This is a genomic window from Microbacterium sp. 1154 (assembly GCF_031455375.1).
In the GTDB taxonomy this organism is placed as follows: domain Bacteria; phylum Actinomycetota; class Actinomycetes; order Actinomycetales; family Microbacteriaceae; genus Microbacterium.
Genome location: NZ_JAVDSN010000001.1, coordinates 1,877,028 through 1,892,271, shown reverse-complemented (window position 1 = coordinate 1,892,271; position 15,244 = coordinate 1,877,028). Strand labels below are relative to the sequence as shown.

Annotated in this window: 13 protein-coding genes; all 13 read right to left on the bottom strand. The window is 69.9% G+C overall.

From position 1 onward, the window contains the following. Positions 1–10 precede the first annotated feature (10 nt). On the bottom strand, positions 11–1,312 hold the full coding sequence (gene hisD / locus J2X55_RS08765; RefSeq protein ID WP_309822908.1) for a histidinol dehydrogenase: 1,302 nt from the start codon (positions 1,310–1,312) through the stop codon (positions 11–13). A 63-nt stretch (positions 1,313–1,375) separates the two neighbouring features. Further along, a complete protein-coding gene (locus tag J2X55_RS08760) occupies positions 1,376–2,665 on the bottom strand; it encodes a hypothetical protein (RefSeq protein ID WP_309822907.1) in 1,290 nt (429 codons plus the stop codon). A gap of 95 nt (positions 2,666–2,760) precedes the next feature. Beyond that, complete coding sequence (gene dnaE / locus J2X55_RS08755; RefSeq protein ID WP_396653257.1) at positions 2,761–6,225, bottom strand: DNA polymerase III subunit alpha; 3,465 nt, start codon at positions 6,223–6,225, stop codon at positions 2,761–2,763. Between the two features lie 178 nt (positions 6,226–6,403). Beyond that, complete coding sequence (locus tag J2X55_RS08750) at positions 6,404–7,327, bottom strand: RluA family pseudouridine synthase (RefSeq protein ID WP_115920535.1); 924 nt, start codon at positions 7,325–7,327, stop codon at positions 6,404–6,406. Position 7,328: 1 nt separating this feature from the next. After that, positions 7,329–7,913: a signal peptidase II gene (gene lspA / locus J2X55_RS08745; RefSeq protein ID WP_115920533.1), complete on the bottom strand. Its 585-nt coding sequence runs from the start codon at positions 7,911–7,913 to the stop codon at positions 7,329–7,331. Between the two features lie 9 nt (positions 7,914–7,922). After that, entirely contained in the window at positions 7,923–8,540 is a 618-nt protein-coding gene (locus J2X55_RS08740; RefSeq protein WP_115920531.1) for a DivIVA domain-containing protein, read from the bottom strand. Positions 8,541–8,674: 134 nt separating this feature from the next. After that, a complete protein-coding gene (locus tag J2X55_RS08735) occupies positions 8,675–8,977 on the bottom strand; it encodes a YggT family protein (protein ID WP_094733641.1) in 303 nt (100 codons plus the stop codon). Between the two features lie 2 nt (positions 8,978–8,979). Then, positions 8,980–9,450, bottom strand: a complete 471-nt coding sequence (locus tag J2X55_RS08730; protein WP_115920529.1) for a cell division protein SepF — start codon at positions 9,448–9,450, stop codon at positions 8,980–8,982. A 31-nt stretch (positions 9,451–9,481) separates the two neighbouring features. Next, a complete protein-coding gene (locus tag J2X55_RS08725) occupies positions 9,482–10,168 on the bottom strand; it encodes a YggS family pyridoxal phosphate-dependent enzyme (RefSeq protein WP_309822906.1) in 687 nt (228 codons plus the stop codon). Positions 10,169–10,233: 65 nt separating this feature from the next. Further along, positions 10,234–11,421, bottom strand: a complete 1,188-nt coding sequence (gene ftsZ, locus J2X55_RS08720) for a cell division protein FtsZ (protein ID WP_074694330.1) — start codon at positions 11,419–11,421, stop codon at positions 10,234–10,236. A gap of 151 nt (positions 11,422–11,572) precedes the next feature. After that, positions 11,573–12,505, bottom strand: coding sequence for an FtsQ-type POTRA domain-containing protein (locus J2X55_RS08715; RefSeq protein ID WP_115920525.1), 933 nt, complete (start codon positions 12,503–12,505; stop codon positions 11,573–11,575). A gap of 2 nt (positions 12,506–12,507) precedes the next feature. Beyond that, positions 12,508–13,914: a UDP-N-acetylmuramate--L-alanine ligase gene (gene murC, locus J2X55_RS08710; RefSeq protein ID WP_309822905.1), complete on the bottom strand. Its 1,407-nt coding sequence runs from the start codon at positions 13,912–13,914 to the stop codon at positions 12,508–12,510. A gap of 235 nt (positions 13,915–14,149) precedes the next feature. Beyond that, complete coding sequence (locus J2X55_RS08705) at positions 14,150–15,223, bottom strand: glycosyltransferase (RefSeq protein WP_115920521.1); 1,074 nt, start codon at positions 15,221–15,223, stop codon at positions 14,150–14,152. Positions 15,224–15,244: the final 21 nt, after the last annotated feature.

The following is a 15,244-nucleotide window of genomic DNA, read 5'->3' as shown; positions in this document are numbered from 1 at the left end:
CGCCGCCAGACTACGCGTCGAACCGCGCGGTCACGGCCTCGCCGTGCGCCGGCAGCGCCTCGGCCTCGGCCAGGGTCACGATGGCGTCGCGCACGCGGGCGAGCGCGTCGCGGTCGTACTCGACGACCTGCTGCGGGCGGAGGAACGTCGCGGCCGACAAGCCGGCACCGTACCGCGCCTGTCCCCCGGTCGGCAGCACGTGGTTGCTGCCGGCGAGGTAATCCCCGAGGCTGACCGGGGTGTAGGGGCCGACGAAGACGGCGCCCGCGTTCACGAAATCTTCGGGACGCGGGTCGGACAGGTGCAGCTCGAGGTGCTCGGGGGCGTAGGCGTTGCTGAACGCCGTCGCCTGCGCGAGATCGTCGACCAGCACGACGGCCGATTGCGGCCCGTGGAACGCCGCGGTCACACGCTCGGTGTGACGGGTGGCGGCGACACGCTCGGGCAGGGCTGCGCGCACGGCCTCGGCCAGATCAGCGGAAGCGGTGACCAGCACGGCCGAAGCCTGTTCGTCGTGTTCGGCCTGACTGACCAGGTCGGCGGCCACGAGGGCGGGCACCGCGCTGTCGTCGGCGACGACGAGGATCTCGGTCGCCCCGGCCTCGGAATCGGTGCCGACCCGACCCGCGACGGCGCGCTTGGCGGAGGCCACGAAGTTGTTACCCGGGCCGGTGACGACATCGACGGGGTCGAGCCCGATCTCACCGACGCCGTGGGCGAAAGCGCCGATCGCCCCGGCGCCGCCCATGGCGTACACCTCGGTGACGCCGAGGAGCTTGGCCGCGGCGAGGATCACGGGGTGGATCCGCCCGCCGAACGCGGCCTGCGGAGGCGAGGCGAGCGCCACCTCGCGCACTCCCGCGACCTGCGCGGGCACGACGTTCATGACGACGCTCGAGGGATAGACGGCCTTTCCGCCCGGGACGTACAGCCCCACGCGGCGCACCGGCTGCCAGCGCTGCGTGACGCGGGCTCCGACACCGAGTTCGGTGACGACGGGAGCGGGCACCTGCGCCGCCGAGGCGGTGCGCACGCGGACGATGGCCTCGTCCAGAGCGGCCCGGATGCCGGGATCGAGGTCTCGCAGCGCCTCGTCGAGGTGGTCGGTGGGAACGCGCAGGGCGTGATCGCTCACCCGGTCGAAACGGGCTGCTTGCTCGCGGAGTGCTTCTTCGCCACGCCGGGCGACGTCGTCGACCAGGCGGGCGGCGGTGGCGAGGGCCTCGTCGCGCGCGGCGTCGGCCCGCGGGACGACGGCGAGGAGCTCGGCCGGAGACAGCACCCGGCCGCGGAGATCGATCGTGCGGAGCATGCGTCCCAGGCTACCGGCGCCCGCGAGCCGCCTCGCGCGGGGCGGGCGGCTCGCAGGCTCCGCTCAGCCGCGGGTGACGCCGGAGACGTCGTGCAGGTAGCCGATACGGCCGTCGTCGTGGCGCACGACGAACGTCTCGCCGCGGTCCTCGATGACGAGTGCCCACGCGGTGGGGCCGATGTGGAAGATCGGCGTGCCGTAGTCGTCGACGATCTCGCGCTGCTCGGGAGCGAGAGCCCAGAACGCCTGCGCGTGCGGGTGGTCGTCGTGGGCAGCGCGCTGTTCGGAGGTCGACTCGCCACCCGCGGGAGCGACCCAGCGGGAGTGATCGTCGCGGTCGTCTGCACGGTCGTCGTCATCGGTCCGCAGCGAAGCGAACACATCGGTGTCGTTGTCGTCGGCGTGTGCGGGAAGGACGCTCGTCGCCGGAGCCGGGTCGTGCGACAGGTCGGTCGAGCCGGTGTAGCTACCCGGGACCTGGACGTCGGCCTCCGCCCCGCCGTGCGGGCGGGCGTCAGCCGTGGCGGCCGAGGCCTGCGCCGCGGTCGCGACCTTGGGCGTGCGCGGCGTGCGAGGGCGTGCGACGACCGGACGGATCGGTCGCGCGTTGCGGTGGGCGGGGATCTCTTCTCGACCGCGGAAGTCTCCCGAGAAAGGCGGGATGAACGGCGCGAACACCGTCAGGACGACGCCCGCGAGGAGCAGAACGGCCTCGACCCAGATGACCCACGAGCGTGTCCACACGCCGTTCGAGTCGAAGACCGCGACCGTGTCCCACACCCACGCGACCCACACGAGGGCCGAGATCGAGAAGGCGACGGAGGCGAACTGGTCGATGCCGAGGGAACCGACACGACGGATGCCCTGGGGCGAGAGACGTCGAAGCGCGAGGAGACCGACCGCGACGGTGGGAAGCGCGATGGCGGGGATCCACCACAGACCCGAGAGCCAGACGTTCGCACCCCCGACGAGGACGCTCGAGCCGGATTCGAGGATGTTGGTGCGGAAGAACGAGACGAAGAACGCCACGACCCAGATGCCGAGGAGCGAGACCTCGCGGATCGAGAACGGACCGACACCGTAGTTCGGGCGGTCGGCGTGACCGTCGACCTGGGGGCGACTACCGGTGTGGGCGTTCGCGTGCGCGGCGGCGGGGACGGAGGCCCCGCGGGAGCCGGCATCCAGGGCACCGGTGTCGTGGCCGTCGGTGTCGTTCGCGTCGTCGTCGGAGACGCCGGAGCCGTGTCGGCGGGCGCCGATCGGCTCGGAGGATGCGCGCTCGTCGGCGCGGGGGCCGTCGAGCCGGTCGGGGTCGGTGGGCGTGAAGCCGTCGTGGGGGGTCGGGTCGGTCACGGTGGTCCTTTCGGAGGGCGGCAAGCGCCCGGTCATCCTAACCAGGGGGTCCCCAGCATCCGCTGGGGTTGCAGCGCGCCGCGGAGGCGCGTCGGTCAGCCGAGGCAGTTCGGGCCGAGAAGGCCTTTGAGCTCGCCGAACAGGTCAGCGGTCACGCGGACGGGCATGGGCACTTCGAAGACCTTGGCGGTGCCGCCTTTGTGCAGCTTGAGAACGACCTCGGTCGAGCCGGAATGCCGGCGCAGCATCTGCGCGAGCTCGCCGACGAGTGCCTCGTTGGCGCGTTGCTCCGGAACGACGAGGGTGAGTCCACCCGCGTCGTCGAGGCCCTCGAGGTCGGGGGCGAAAGCGCTCTGCGCGTGCAGGTTCAGACCGTCGTCGCGGCGCGAGACCCGGCCGCGGACGACGAGGATCGAGTCTCCCTGCAGGATCGGCGCGAACTCTGCGTAGGTCTTCCCCATGAACATCACGGTCACCTCGCCGTTGAAGTCCTCGACGGTCACCATGCCGTAGGGGTTGCCGCTCTGCTTCGCGACGCGGTGCTGGACGCTGGTCAGCAGGCCCGCGACCGTGACCTGATCGCCGTCCTGGACGTCCTCCGAGGCCAGCAGGTCGTGGATCGAGGTCGAGGCGTGCTTGGCGAGAGGGACCTCGAGGCCTGCCAGAGGGTGATCGGAGACATAGAGTCCCAGCATCTCGCGTTCGAACGCGAGCTTGTCCTTCTTGGTCCACTCCGGCCGTTCGGGAACTTTCTCCACCTGCTGCGGTTCATCCCACAGTGAGTCGAAGTCGAAGCCCACCTCGCCGTTCGCCTCGCGGCGTTTGTCGAGAACGGCCCCCTCGCAAGCGTCCTCATGGATCTCGACGAGGGCGCGGCGGGTGGACCCGAGGGAGTCGAAAGCGCCCGCCTTGATGAGGGATTCCACGGTGCGCTTGTTGGCCACGTGCATCGGGACCTTCGACAGGAAGTCGTGGAACGACACGTACTTGGCATCCTGGCGGGCCGACACGATGCCGTCGACGACGTTCGTTCCGACGTTGCGGACCGCACCGAGACCGAAGCGGATGTCTTCTCCGACGGCCGCGAAGAAGCGGATCGACTCGTTGACGTCGGGCGGGAGCACCTTGATACCCATGCGGCGACACTCGTTGAGATACACCGCCATCTTGTCCTTCGAGTCGCCGACGCTGGTGAGCAGGGCGGCCATGTACTCGGCGGGATAGTGGGCCTTGAGGTACGCGGTCCAATACGACACCAGACCGTAGGCGGCGGTGTGCGCCTTGTTGAAGGCGTAGTCGGCGAACGACTCGAGCACCTTCCACAGCGTCTGCTGCGCGACCTCGCCGAAGCCGCGCTCGGTCATGCCGCCGAAGAACGTCTCTTTCTGCTTGTCGAGCTCGCTCTTCTTCTTCTTGCCCATCGCACGGCGAAGCAGGTCGGCCTGACCGAGCGTGTAGCCGGCGACGCGCTGGGCGACCGCCATCACCTGCTCCTGGTAGACGATGAGGCCGTAGGTGGTGTCGAGGATGTCGGCCAGAGGCTCTTCGAGCTCGGGGTGGATCGGCTCGATCTCCTGCTGCTTGTTCTTTCGCAACGCGTAGTTGATGTGCGAGTTCACGCCCATCGGGCCCGGACGGTACAGGGCGAGCACCGCGGAGATGTCCTCGAAGTTGTCGGGGCGCATGAGGCGGAGCAGCGATCGCATCGGCCCGCCGTCGAGCTGGAACACGCCGAGGGTGTCTCCGCGCGCGAGCAGCTCGTACGAGGCGGCGTCGTCGAGCTCGAGGTCTTCGAGAACGAGGGGGTGACCGCGGTTGGCCTCGATGTTGTCGAGGGCGTCGTTGATGATCGTGAGGTTTCGAAGCCCCAGGAAGTCCATCTTGATCAGGCCGAGGGACTCGCACGCCGGATAGTCGAACTGCGTGACGATCTGGCCGTCCTGCTCGCGGCGCATGATCGGGATGATGTCGATCAGCGGCTCGCTCGACATGATGACGCCGGCCGCGTGAACTCCCCACTGGCGCTTCAGGTTCTCGAGCCCCAGGGCCGTGTCGAACACGGTCTTCGCCTCGGCGTCGGTCTCGATGAGGGTGCGGAACTCGCTCGCCTCTTTGTAGCGCGGGTGCTCGGGGTTGAACATGCCGTCGAGCGGCATGTCCTTGCCCATCACCGCGGGGGGCATGGCCTTGGTGAGACGGTCGCCCATGCTGAACGGGAAGCCGAGCACGCGGCCCGCGTCCTTCAGGGCCTGCTTGGCCTTGATCGTGCCGTAGGTCACGATCTGGGCGACGCGCTCGTCGCCGTACTTCTCGGTGACGTACTGGATGACCTCGCCGCGACGACGGTCGTCGAAGTCGACGTCGAAGTCGGGCATCGAGACGCGGTCGGGGTTGAGGAAGCGCTCGAAGATGAGTCCGTGCTGGAGAGGATCGAGGTCGGTGATCTTCATCGCGTACGCGACCATCGAACCGGCGCCCGAGCCGCGGCCGGGGCCGACGCGGATCCCGTGATCCTTCGCCCAGTTGATGAAGTCGGCGACGACGAGGAAGTAACCGGGGAACCCCATCTGCAGGATGACGTCGGTCTCATACTCGGCCTGCTTGCGCACGGCATCCGGGATGCCGCCGGGGTACCTGTCGTGCAGCCCGTTCTCGACCTCTTTGATCATCCAGCTGCCCTCGGTCTCACCGTCGGGCACCGGGAAGCGCGGCATGTAGTTGGCCGAGGTGTCGAAGGCGACGTCGCACCGCTCGGCGATCAGCAGGGTGTTGTCGCACGCCTCGGGGTGGTCGCGGAACACCTGGCGCATCTCGGCGGGCGACTTGACGTAATAGCCGTCGCCGTCGAACTTGAAGCGCTTCGGGTCGTCGAGCGTCGAGCCCGACTGCACGCAGAGCAGGGCGGCGTGGCTCGTCGCGTCGTGCTGGTGCGTGTAGTGGAGGTCGTTCGTGCCGAGGAGAGGGATGCCGAGGTCTTTCGACAGCTTCAGCAGATCGCCCATGACACGGCGCTCGATAGAGAGGCCGTGGTCCATGATCTCGGCGAAATAGTTGTCTTTGCCGAAGATGTCCTGGAACTCGGCGGCCGCCGCGCGAGCAGCCTCGTACTGGCCGAGACGCAGGCGCGTCTGCACCTCCCCGGAGGGGCATCCGGTCGTGGCGATGAGGCCCTTGCTGTAGGTCTGCAGGAGCTCGCGGTCCATGCGGGGCTTGAAGTAGTAGCCCTCCATGCTCGCCTTCGACGAGAGGCGGAACAGGTTGTGCATTCCCTGCGTCGTCTCGGACAGCAGGGTCATGTGCGTGTACGCACCCGAACCCGACACGTCGTCGCTCTGCTGCTCGGGCGTCCCCCAGCGCACACGCGTCTTGTCGGAACGGTGTGTCCCGGGCGTGACGTAGGCCTCGATACCGATGATCGGCTTGATGCCCGCATCTTTCGCGGTCTTGTAGAACTCGTACGCGGCGAAGGTGTTGCCGTGGTCGGTGACGGCGATGGCCGGCATGCCCTGTTTGACGGCCTCTTGGACCATCGGGCCGATGCGGGCCGCGCCGTCGAGCATCGAATACTCGCTGTGCACGTGAAGGTGAACGAAGGAGTCTGCTGCCACGGGTCGAGTCTACGTTCGGCCTCGGACATCCACCGCGGAAGTTCGCAGCCGCTGTCCAGTTCGACGCGCTCCCCCGGGCGCGTCGCCGATGCCTCGACGTCCGTCGCCCGCGTCGTGCGTCGACGAGGCGTCAGACCCCGTCGCTCAGCAGCTCGAGGGCGTGCGCGAGATCCGCCGGGTAGGGAGACTCGAACGTGACCCACTCCCCCGTTCCCGGGTGGGCGAAGGCGAGCCGGTGGGCGTGCAGCCATTGCCGCGTCAGGCCGAGACGCGCCGACAGGGTGGGGTCAGCGCCGTAGAGCGGATCACCGGCGCAGGGGTGGCGGTGCGCCGCCATGTGCACGCGGATCTGGTGCGTCCGCCCGGTCTCGAGATGGATCTCGAGCAGCGAGGCGCGCGGGAAGGCCTCGAGCGTCTCGTAGTGCGTGACCGAGTCCTTGCCGTCGGGCGTCACCGCGAACTTCCACGAGTGGTGCGGATGCCGGCCGATCGGCGCATCGATGGTGCCCGCGAGGGGGTCGGGGTGCCCCTGCACGACCGCGTGGTAGATCTTGTCGACCTCGCGCTCTTTGAAAGCACTCTTGAGCAGCGTGTACGCCCGCTCGGTCTTGGCGACCACCATCAGCCCGCTCGTGCCCGCGTCGAGGCGGTGCACGACGCCACGACGTTCGGCGGGGCCGCTCGTGGCGATGCGGAACCCCGCCGCGGCGAGGGCCCCGAGCACGGTCGGTCCCTCCCACCCCACCGACGGATGAGCGGCGACGCCCGCGGGCTTGTCGACCACGACGATGTCGTCGTCGTCGTGCACGATCCCCAGATCGGGGACCTCGACCGGCACGATCTCGGGCTCGCGCCGGGGCTCCCACTCGACGCTCAACCAGCTGCCGGCGCGCAGGCGGTCGGAGCGACCGACCACCCGGCCGTCGACGCTCACGCCGCCCGCGTCGGCCACCTCGGCCGCGAACGTGCGCGAGAATCCGAGCATCTTGGCCAGGCCTTGATCGATGCGCGTCCCGTCGAGCCCGTCGGGGACGGGCAGGCTCCGCGATTCCATGTCAGCGAGCGCCCGGGTCGACGGGGGCTTCGACGTCGCCCTCGGCGGAATCCACCGCGGCACGCGACGCCTTCGTCTCGCGCGTCCCGTCGAGCTTGAGCCCGAAGAGGACGAGCACGGCCACCGAGATCATCATCGTGACGATGAACATGTCGGCGACGTTGTAGATGGCGGGCATCATCCACGGCGTCGAGATGAAGTCGACGACGTGACCCACGGGGAAGCCGGGCTCTCGCACGAGGCGGTCGGTGAGGTTGCCGAGCACACCGCCGAGGAGCAGGCCCAGCGCGATGGCCCAGAGGCGCGAACGCACGCGACGGACGGCGAGATAGACGATCACGCACGCCACCACGGCGAGAGCGATCGTGAACACCCAGGTGACGCCCTCGCCGAGCGAGAACGCCGCGCCCGGATTACGGACGAGATAGAACTGGAGGAAGTCACCGATGATCGGGACCACGCGCTCCGATGGGAGGCTGGCGATCGCGGCGTTCTTCGCAAACTGGTCGGCGGCCAGCACCAGCACCGCGAGAATCGCGATGGTGATGCCGGCCGCCGCCGTACGCAGAGGAGGTCGACTGCGCAAAGAGTCGGCCTACAGACCGATCGCCGACACCGGCGTCGAGCCCGAGGACGTCGCGGTGGTGTCGAGATCGCGGAGCTGACCCTCGATGTACGAACGCAGCTGCGAGCGGTAGTCGCGCTCGAAGTTGCGCAGCTCGGTGATACGGCCCTCGAGCGTCGTGCGCTCCTTCTCGAGACGGGCGCGCTCTTCGCGGCCCTTCTGCTCGGCCTCGGCGACGATCGACGCAGCCTGAGCCTGCGCCTCGCCGATGAGCTGGTCGCGCTGGGCCTTACCCTCGGCGACGTGCTCGTCGTGCAGGCGCTGGGCCAGCTCGATGATGCCGGCGCTCTGGGCGGCGGGCTCGAGGTCGTTCGACGACGCGGAAGCGACGGGTGCCGGAGCGGGCGTCTCGACGACGGGCTCTTCGGCCTTGGGGGCCTCGACCGGGGCCTCGGCGGCGGCCGGAGCGGCCTCGCCGGACTCGTACGCCGCGAGCTTGGCCTTCAGCTCTTCGTTCTCGGCGATCGTCTTGCGCCACTCGACGACGATCTCGTCGAGGAAGTCGTCGACCTCGTCGGGGTCGAAGCCCTCCTTGAAGCGCACGTGCTGGAACTGCTTGGTGACGACGTCATCGGGGGTCAGTGCCATGGTGTTTCCTCTTTCGAGAGCTCTGATGTCGGAACTGTGGGGGTGTCGCACCGGGGCGTACCGCTTCGGAACAGCATAGCCGCCGCCCTCCACCGGTGTCGAAGATCACCGGTGGAGAAGCGGCGGCGAAGAGGTCACACGGCCGCGAGGGACCGCGTCACGCTCAGGAGCATGAAGCAGACGAACATCACGATCGCGAAACCGAAATCGATCGCGATCCCCCCGATGCGCAGGGGTGGGATGAAGCGACGGATCAGCTTGATGGGCGGGTCCGTCACGGTGTAAACGATCTCTGCCAACACGAGGGTGACGCCGCGCGGACGCCACTCCCGGTTGAACATCGGGATGTACTCGAGCACGAGGCGCGCGAGCAGGAGCACGATGAAGATGAACAGGATCGCGCTGAGGATGGAGCCGACGAGGCTCAGAACGGCCACTGTTACTGGGACGCGAAGGGCGCAGCCTCAGGATCGGCCTGCGCGATCGCACCATCGCCGGACACGGCGATGTTCTCGGGCGAGAGCAGGAAGACCTTGCTCGTGACCCGCTCGATGCGACCGTACAGCCCGAGCGAGAGTCCGCTCGCGAAGTCGATCAGGCGACGCGCGTCGGCGTCGCTCATCTGCGACAGGTTGATGATGACCGGGATCCCCTCGCGGAAGTTCTCGGCGATCGTCTGCGCGTCGCGATACTGCTTGGGGTGCACCGTGAGGATCTCGCTCACGGGTCCGGCCGCGGGCTGACGCACCACGGCGGGACGGTGCAGGGGGGTCACCGGCGCGGCCTTCTCGAGGGGAGCGGCAGCTGCGGGCTGCTTGCGCGCGATGGGCTGCGGCGCGGTCTCCTCATAGGTCTCTTCCTCGTCGGCGAGGCCCAGGTACACCATCGTCTTCTTGAGGGGGTTCGACATCGCATCCTCCGTTCGCTCGTCTGATCCGAGGCTAGTCGCGCGTGGGGCGCGGGCCCGTGATTGCGGAGCCGATCCGCAGGTGTGTCGCGCCCATCGCAATGGCTTCGGGGAAATCTCCGGTCATACCCGCCGAGATCCAGCGCGCGTCGGAGACGACGGAACGCACCGTGTCGGCGCACCGGCGCAGCCGCTCGAAGGCTCGGGCGGGTTCTTCGTCGAGCGGGGCGACGGCCATGACCCCGCGCAGGCGCAGTGTCGAGAGTTCCGCGACGTGCGCCGCGAGTTCTTCCACGGCCTCGGGGACGACTCCCCCTCGCCCCGGGTCGTCGGTGAGGTTGACCTGCACGAGCACGTCGAGGAGCTCGCCCTCGGCGCCGGCGGCGTGCAGCGCGTCGGCGAGGCGGGATCGGTCGACGGAGTGCACGGCATCCGCTCCCGCCCGCACCGCGCGCGCCTTGTTCGTCTGCGCCTGGCCGATGAAGTGCCAGACGAGATCCGGGATGCCGTCGAGCTCCGCGCGTTTGGCGGTGAGCTCCTGCTGCCGGTTCTCGCCGACGTGCCGCACACCGAGGGCGTGCAGGTCGGCGACGAGGGATGCCGGGTGGAATTTCGTCACGACGATGCGCGTGATCTCACCGGGGTCGCGGTCGGCCGCCAGGGCGGCGTCGCGGATGCGCTCGTCGACGGCGGCGAGGCGGTCGGCCAGGGCGGTGTCCATGGTGCTCCTTCGACGACGAGAGCGGGCCCGGTGGACACCGGACCCGCTCGTCGTACCGTTCGCTCTTACTTCAGGAAGTCGGGCACGTCGAGATCGTCGTCGGCGTAGCCGCCGTCGTACGAGGTCTCGGGCACGCGCGCGGTGACCGGCGCCGGCTCGGGGCGACGCTCGGGAGCGCGCTCGGTGGCGGCCTTCTGCTCCTCGGCGGCGTCGAGGTCGCGGGCGACGTCGTCGGCCGGGATGACGGGCACGACGGGCGCAGAGACCGGACGCTGGGCGCCGACCGCGTCGATGCGCAGCGAGGGCTCCCCGCCGTCGAAGCCCGCGGCGATGACGGTGACCCGCACCTCGTCGCCGAGCGTGTCGTCGATGACCGTTCCGAAGATGATGTTGGCCTCGGGGTGAGCCGCCTCTTTCACCAGCTGAGCGGCATCGTTGATCTCGAAGATGCCGAGGTTCGAGCCACCCTGGATCGACAGCAGCACGCCGTGCGCACCCTCGATCGAGGCCTCGAGCAGGGGCGATTCGACGGCGAGCTCGGCGGCCTTGATGGCGCGGTCCGCGCCGCGGGAGGAGCCGATGCCCATGAGGGCGGAACCGGCGCCCTGCATGACCGACTTCACGTCGGCGAAGTCGAGGTTGATGAGACCGGGGGTCGTGATGAGGTCGGTGATGCCCTGCACACCGGCGAGCAGCACCTGGTCGGCGGTCGCGAAGGCCTCGATCATCGAGATACCGCGGTCGCTGATCTCGAGCAGGCGGTCGTTGGGGACGACGATGAGGGTGTCGACCTCTTCCTTCAGGCGCTGCACCCCGCCTTCGGCCTGGCTCTGACGACGGCGACCCTCGAACGAGAAGGGCTTGGTGACGACACCGATGGTCAGGGCGCCGATCGACTTGGCGATCTTCGCGACGACGGGGGCACCACCGGTACCCGTGCCGCCACCCTCACCCGCGGTGACGAAGACCATGTCGGCGCCGCGCAGCGCCTCTTCGATCTCTTCCGCGTGGTCCTCGGCGGCGCGTCGGCCCACCTCGGGGTCGGCGCCGGCGCCGAGGCCGCGCGTCAGCTCACGACCGACGTCGAGCTTGACGTCGGCGTCGCTCATCAGCAGCGCCTGGGCGTCGGTGTTGATCGCGATGAACTCCACGCCACGCAGGCCGAGCTCGATCATGCGGTTGACGGCGTTGACGCCGCCCCCGCCCACACCGACGACCTTGATCACGGCGAGGTAGTTCTGGTTGTGGCTCATGCCGGCCTCCGTTTGTCCCCGAACCCGAAACTTTAAACCTCATGTTGAGGGTTAAAGAATTGCCCGGTATGCAATTCCTTAGCTCGAAGGTATGCGGCGGAAACGACCCCGCCCGCCCGACACGCGGCGTGTTGGATTATCGCCGCGAAGATCAGCGGACGACGCCCGCCTCGGGCGAGGTCACGTCGTACTCCTTGGCCCGATCCGGGGGGCTCTTCTGCATGAGACGGTCGAGAACGACGGCCTTCTCGGCCGAGCGGTCGGCGCTCCCCCACACGACCTTCGATCCCGAGGCGCCGAGCGTCAGTGTCACGTCGTCGGGCGTCGATGCCGACACCGCGGTGACCTGCGAACGCACGGCATCCGGAAGGGAGCGAATCACGCGCCCCGCGGCGCGGAAGGCGGCCGACCCGGTTCCCCCGGCGATGTCGAGCACGGGCTGACCCGTGGGCGCGTCGGGGGTGGTCGACAGGGCGACGCCGGCGGCATCCACCACCGTGAATCCCGCCGCGGACTGCATCGCACCGATGGGGGTGCGCTCCACGATGCGCACCACGAGGTCGTGCGGGGGACGCGCCTCGAGCGTGTACGACTCCACGAGCGGGAAGCGCACCAGCGCCGCCTTCACCGCACTGTCGTCGACCATCGCGAGCGGAACGCCCACCTGGTCGCTCAGCGCCGCCGAGACGGCCGCCGGGTCGAGCTGCGAGGTTCCGACCACGTCGATGTCCTCGACCGCGAAGAGGGGGCTGTATGCCGCCCCCGCGGTGCCGAGCGCCATGACCAGGAATGCCGAGACGACCCCGATCCACACGCGCCGACGGCGCCGCTGGCGCACGGTGAACCGCCGCACCTCCGCCGACAGGGCCCGGCGCCGAGCCCGCGAGGCGCGCCACACATCGCGCAGCCCCGCTCCCCCGGCATCCGGATCGGTCGCCTCCGAGCCGCCGGCGGAAGGCCGAGCGAGGGGCGTGACCGCCGCGGTGTCGTCGGCGGAGCCCGGATGCCGCGAAGCCGCCGAACGGGCAGGCGTGGAGCGGCGCGCGGACTCCGGCGTCGACGGCAGGGGCGAGGGCCGCTTCACGCTCAGACCGCCGCGGCCTCGGTGCGGGACAGCGCCTCGAGCACCTGCGGGATGATCTGGTAGACGTTGCCGCAGCCGAGGGTGATCACGTAGTCGCCGGGGCGGGCGATCTCGGCCGTGTAGTCAGCGGCCGCCTGCCAATCGGGCACGTAGTGCACGTGGGCCGGGTCGGCGAAGGCGCCGCTGACGAGCTCGCCGGTCACACCGGGCACGGGGTCCTCGCGCGCGCCGTACACGTCGAGCATGACCGTGTGGTCGGCATGGGTCTCGAGCACCTCGGCGAACTCGCGGTACATCTCCTGCGTGCGCGAGTACGTGTGCGGCTGCTGGATCGCGATGATGCGTCCCTCACCGACGACCGTGCGCGCGGCCGACAGGGCGGCGGCGACCTCGGTGGGGTGGTGAGCGTAGTCGTCGTAGACGCTGACACCCTGCTGCACGCCGTGCAGCTCGAAGCGGCGCACCGTGCCGCCGAAACCCTCGACGGCGCGCGCGGCATCGGCGAGCGGATGGCCGAGCACGCGGAGCACGGCGACCGCACCCGCGGCGTTGACCGCGTTGTGGGCACCGGGCACGCGCAACTGCACCTCGACGCTCTCGTCACCGGCCGTGAGGGTGAAACCGACGGGACCATCGGTCCGGATGCCGCTGAGGCGCACGTCGGCGGATGCGTCCTCGCCGAAGGTCACGACGTTCGCGTGCGTGATGCGTTCGCGCACCGATCGGGCGCCGGCGTCGTCGGAAGAGATGACCACGGCTTCGCTCGCGGCATCCGCGAACCGGGCGAACGCCGCGTCGAAGGCGTCGCGCGAGCCGTAGTGGTCGAGGTGGTCGGGGTCGACGTTGGTGATGAGGGCGACGGAGGTGTCGTACAGCTCGAAGGTGCCGTCGGACTCGTCGGCCTCGATGACGACGAGGTCGTCGCCGCCCGTACCGCTCGAGGCGCCGAGATCGGCGATCACGCCGCCGTTGACGAAGGTGGGATCGACGTCGAGGGCACGCAGGGCCGTCACGATCATGCCCGTCGAGGTGGTCTTGCCGTGGGCCCCGGCGACCGAGACGAGGCGCCGACCGCCGATGAGCCAGTGCAGCGCCTGCGACCGGTGGATGACGTGCAGCCCGCGCTCCTTGGCCGTGACGAACTCGGGGTTCTCGGGCCAGATCGCACCGGTGTGCACGACGGTGTCGGCATCTCCCAGGTGAGCCGCGTCGTGACCGACGTGGACCACCGCACCCCGCGCGGCGAGGTCGCGCAGGGCGGCGCTGTCGGAGCGGTCGGAGCCGGAGACCCGGATGCCGCGGTCGAGGAACATGCGCGCGAGTCCCGACATGCCGGAGCCACCCACGCCGATGAAATGCGCGGAGGAGATGGTCTCGGGGATGGGGAGGCTCAGGTCGGGTCTGATCATGGCGTAGCGAGTTTACGTCGCCGATCCTGCGCGGGTGCCCCGGCGCGCTGTGCGGGGGCGGCTCGCGCGACGACTCCGCGCCGCGGCCGTCCACCCGTCACCGGAACAGGGCAGGTCACGGCGACAGGCCGATCTCGCCGCACGCACCCTGTTCCCGTGGCATCCCCTGTTCTCGTCGCACGAACGGGCCGGTGCCGTCGGCGGCGGAGCCCCGGCCGGAGCGCGCAGGGCGGGCTCAGCGCGCGAGCGCCTCGTCGACGAGGGCGATGACGTTCTCTGTCCCGGTCCGGATGCCGGTCTGCGCCGCAGCGTCCCGCATCGCGGTCCGCCGGTCTTCGTCGGCGAGGAGGGGCACGATGTCGGAGCGGACGCGCTCGGGCGTGAGATCGGCGTCGGCGATGAGCACAGCGGCCCCCGCACGCACGGCCGCGGCGGCGTTGAGGCTCTGCTCGCCGTTGCCGACGGCGTAGGGCACGTAGACCGCGGGGATACCGAGGGCGTTGATCTCGCTGACGGTCGCCGCGCCCGAGCGCGAGACGACGAGATCGGCGAGGGCGAAGGCCAGGTCCATGCGGTCGACGTAGCGGACGACGGCGTAGCCCTCGACGCCCGGATCCGGCAGGTCGGAGTTCTGCCCCGTGACGTGGAGCAACTGCCAACCCGCGTCGAGGACGTCGCGCCACGCTCCCCCGAAAGCCGTATTCAGACGCAGAGCGCCGAGCGATCCGCCGAAGACCAGGAGCGTGGGGCGATCGGCATCGAGCCCGAAGTGGGCGGCCGCTTCGGCGCGCAGGGCCGGGGCGTCGAGCCCGACGATCTCCCGCCGCAATGGCATCCCGACCTCTCGGGCTCCGCGCAGCGGAGTGCCCGCGAAGGCCACGCCGACCGCCGCCGCGCCCCGGGCGCCCAGGACGTTGGCGAGGCCCGGCTTCGCGTTGGCCTCGTGCACGACGAACGGCACGCGTTCGCGGCGCGCCGCGACGTAGGCGGGAGCCGCGGCGTATCCGCCGAATCCGACGACGACGTCGACGCCGCGTGAGCGGATCAGGCGGCGCACGTGGGCGACCGCGCGCAGGAAGCGCACGGGGAACGCCGCGGCGGCGCCGTTCGGGCGTCGCGGGAAAGGAACCTTCGCGACGGTGAGCAGCTCGTATCCACGCAGCGGGACGAGGCGCGACTCGAGACCTTCGCGCGTGCCGAGCACGAGGACGTCGGCCGACGCGTCGCGGACGCGGAGTCCGTCGGCGACCGCGAGCAGGGGGTTCACGTGCCCGGCGGTGCCGCCGCCGGCCAGAAGATAAGTCGTCACTCTTCGACCCTAACCAGGTCG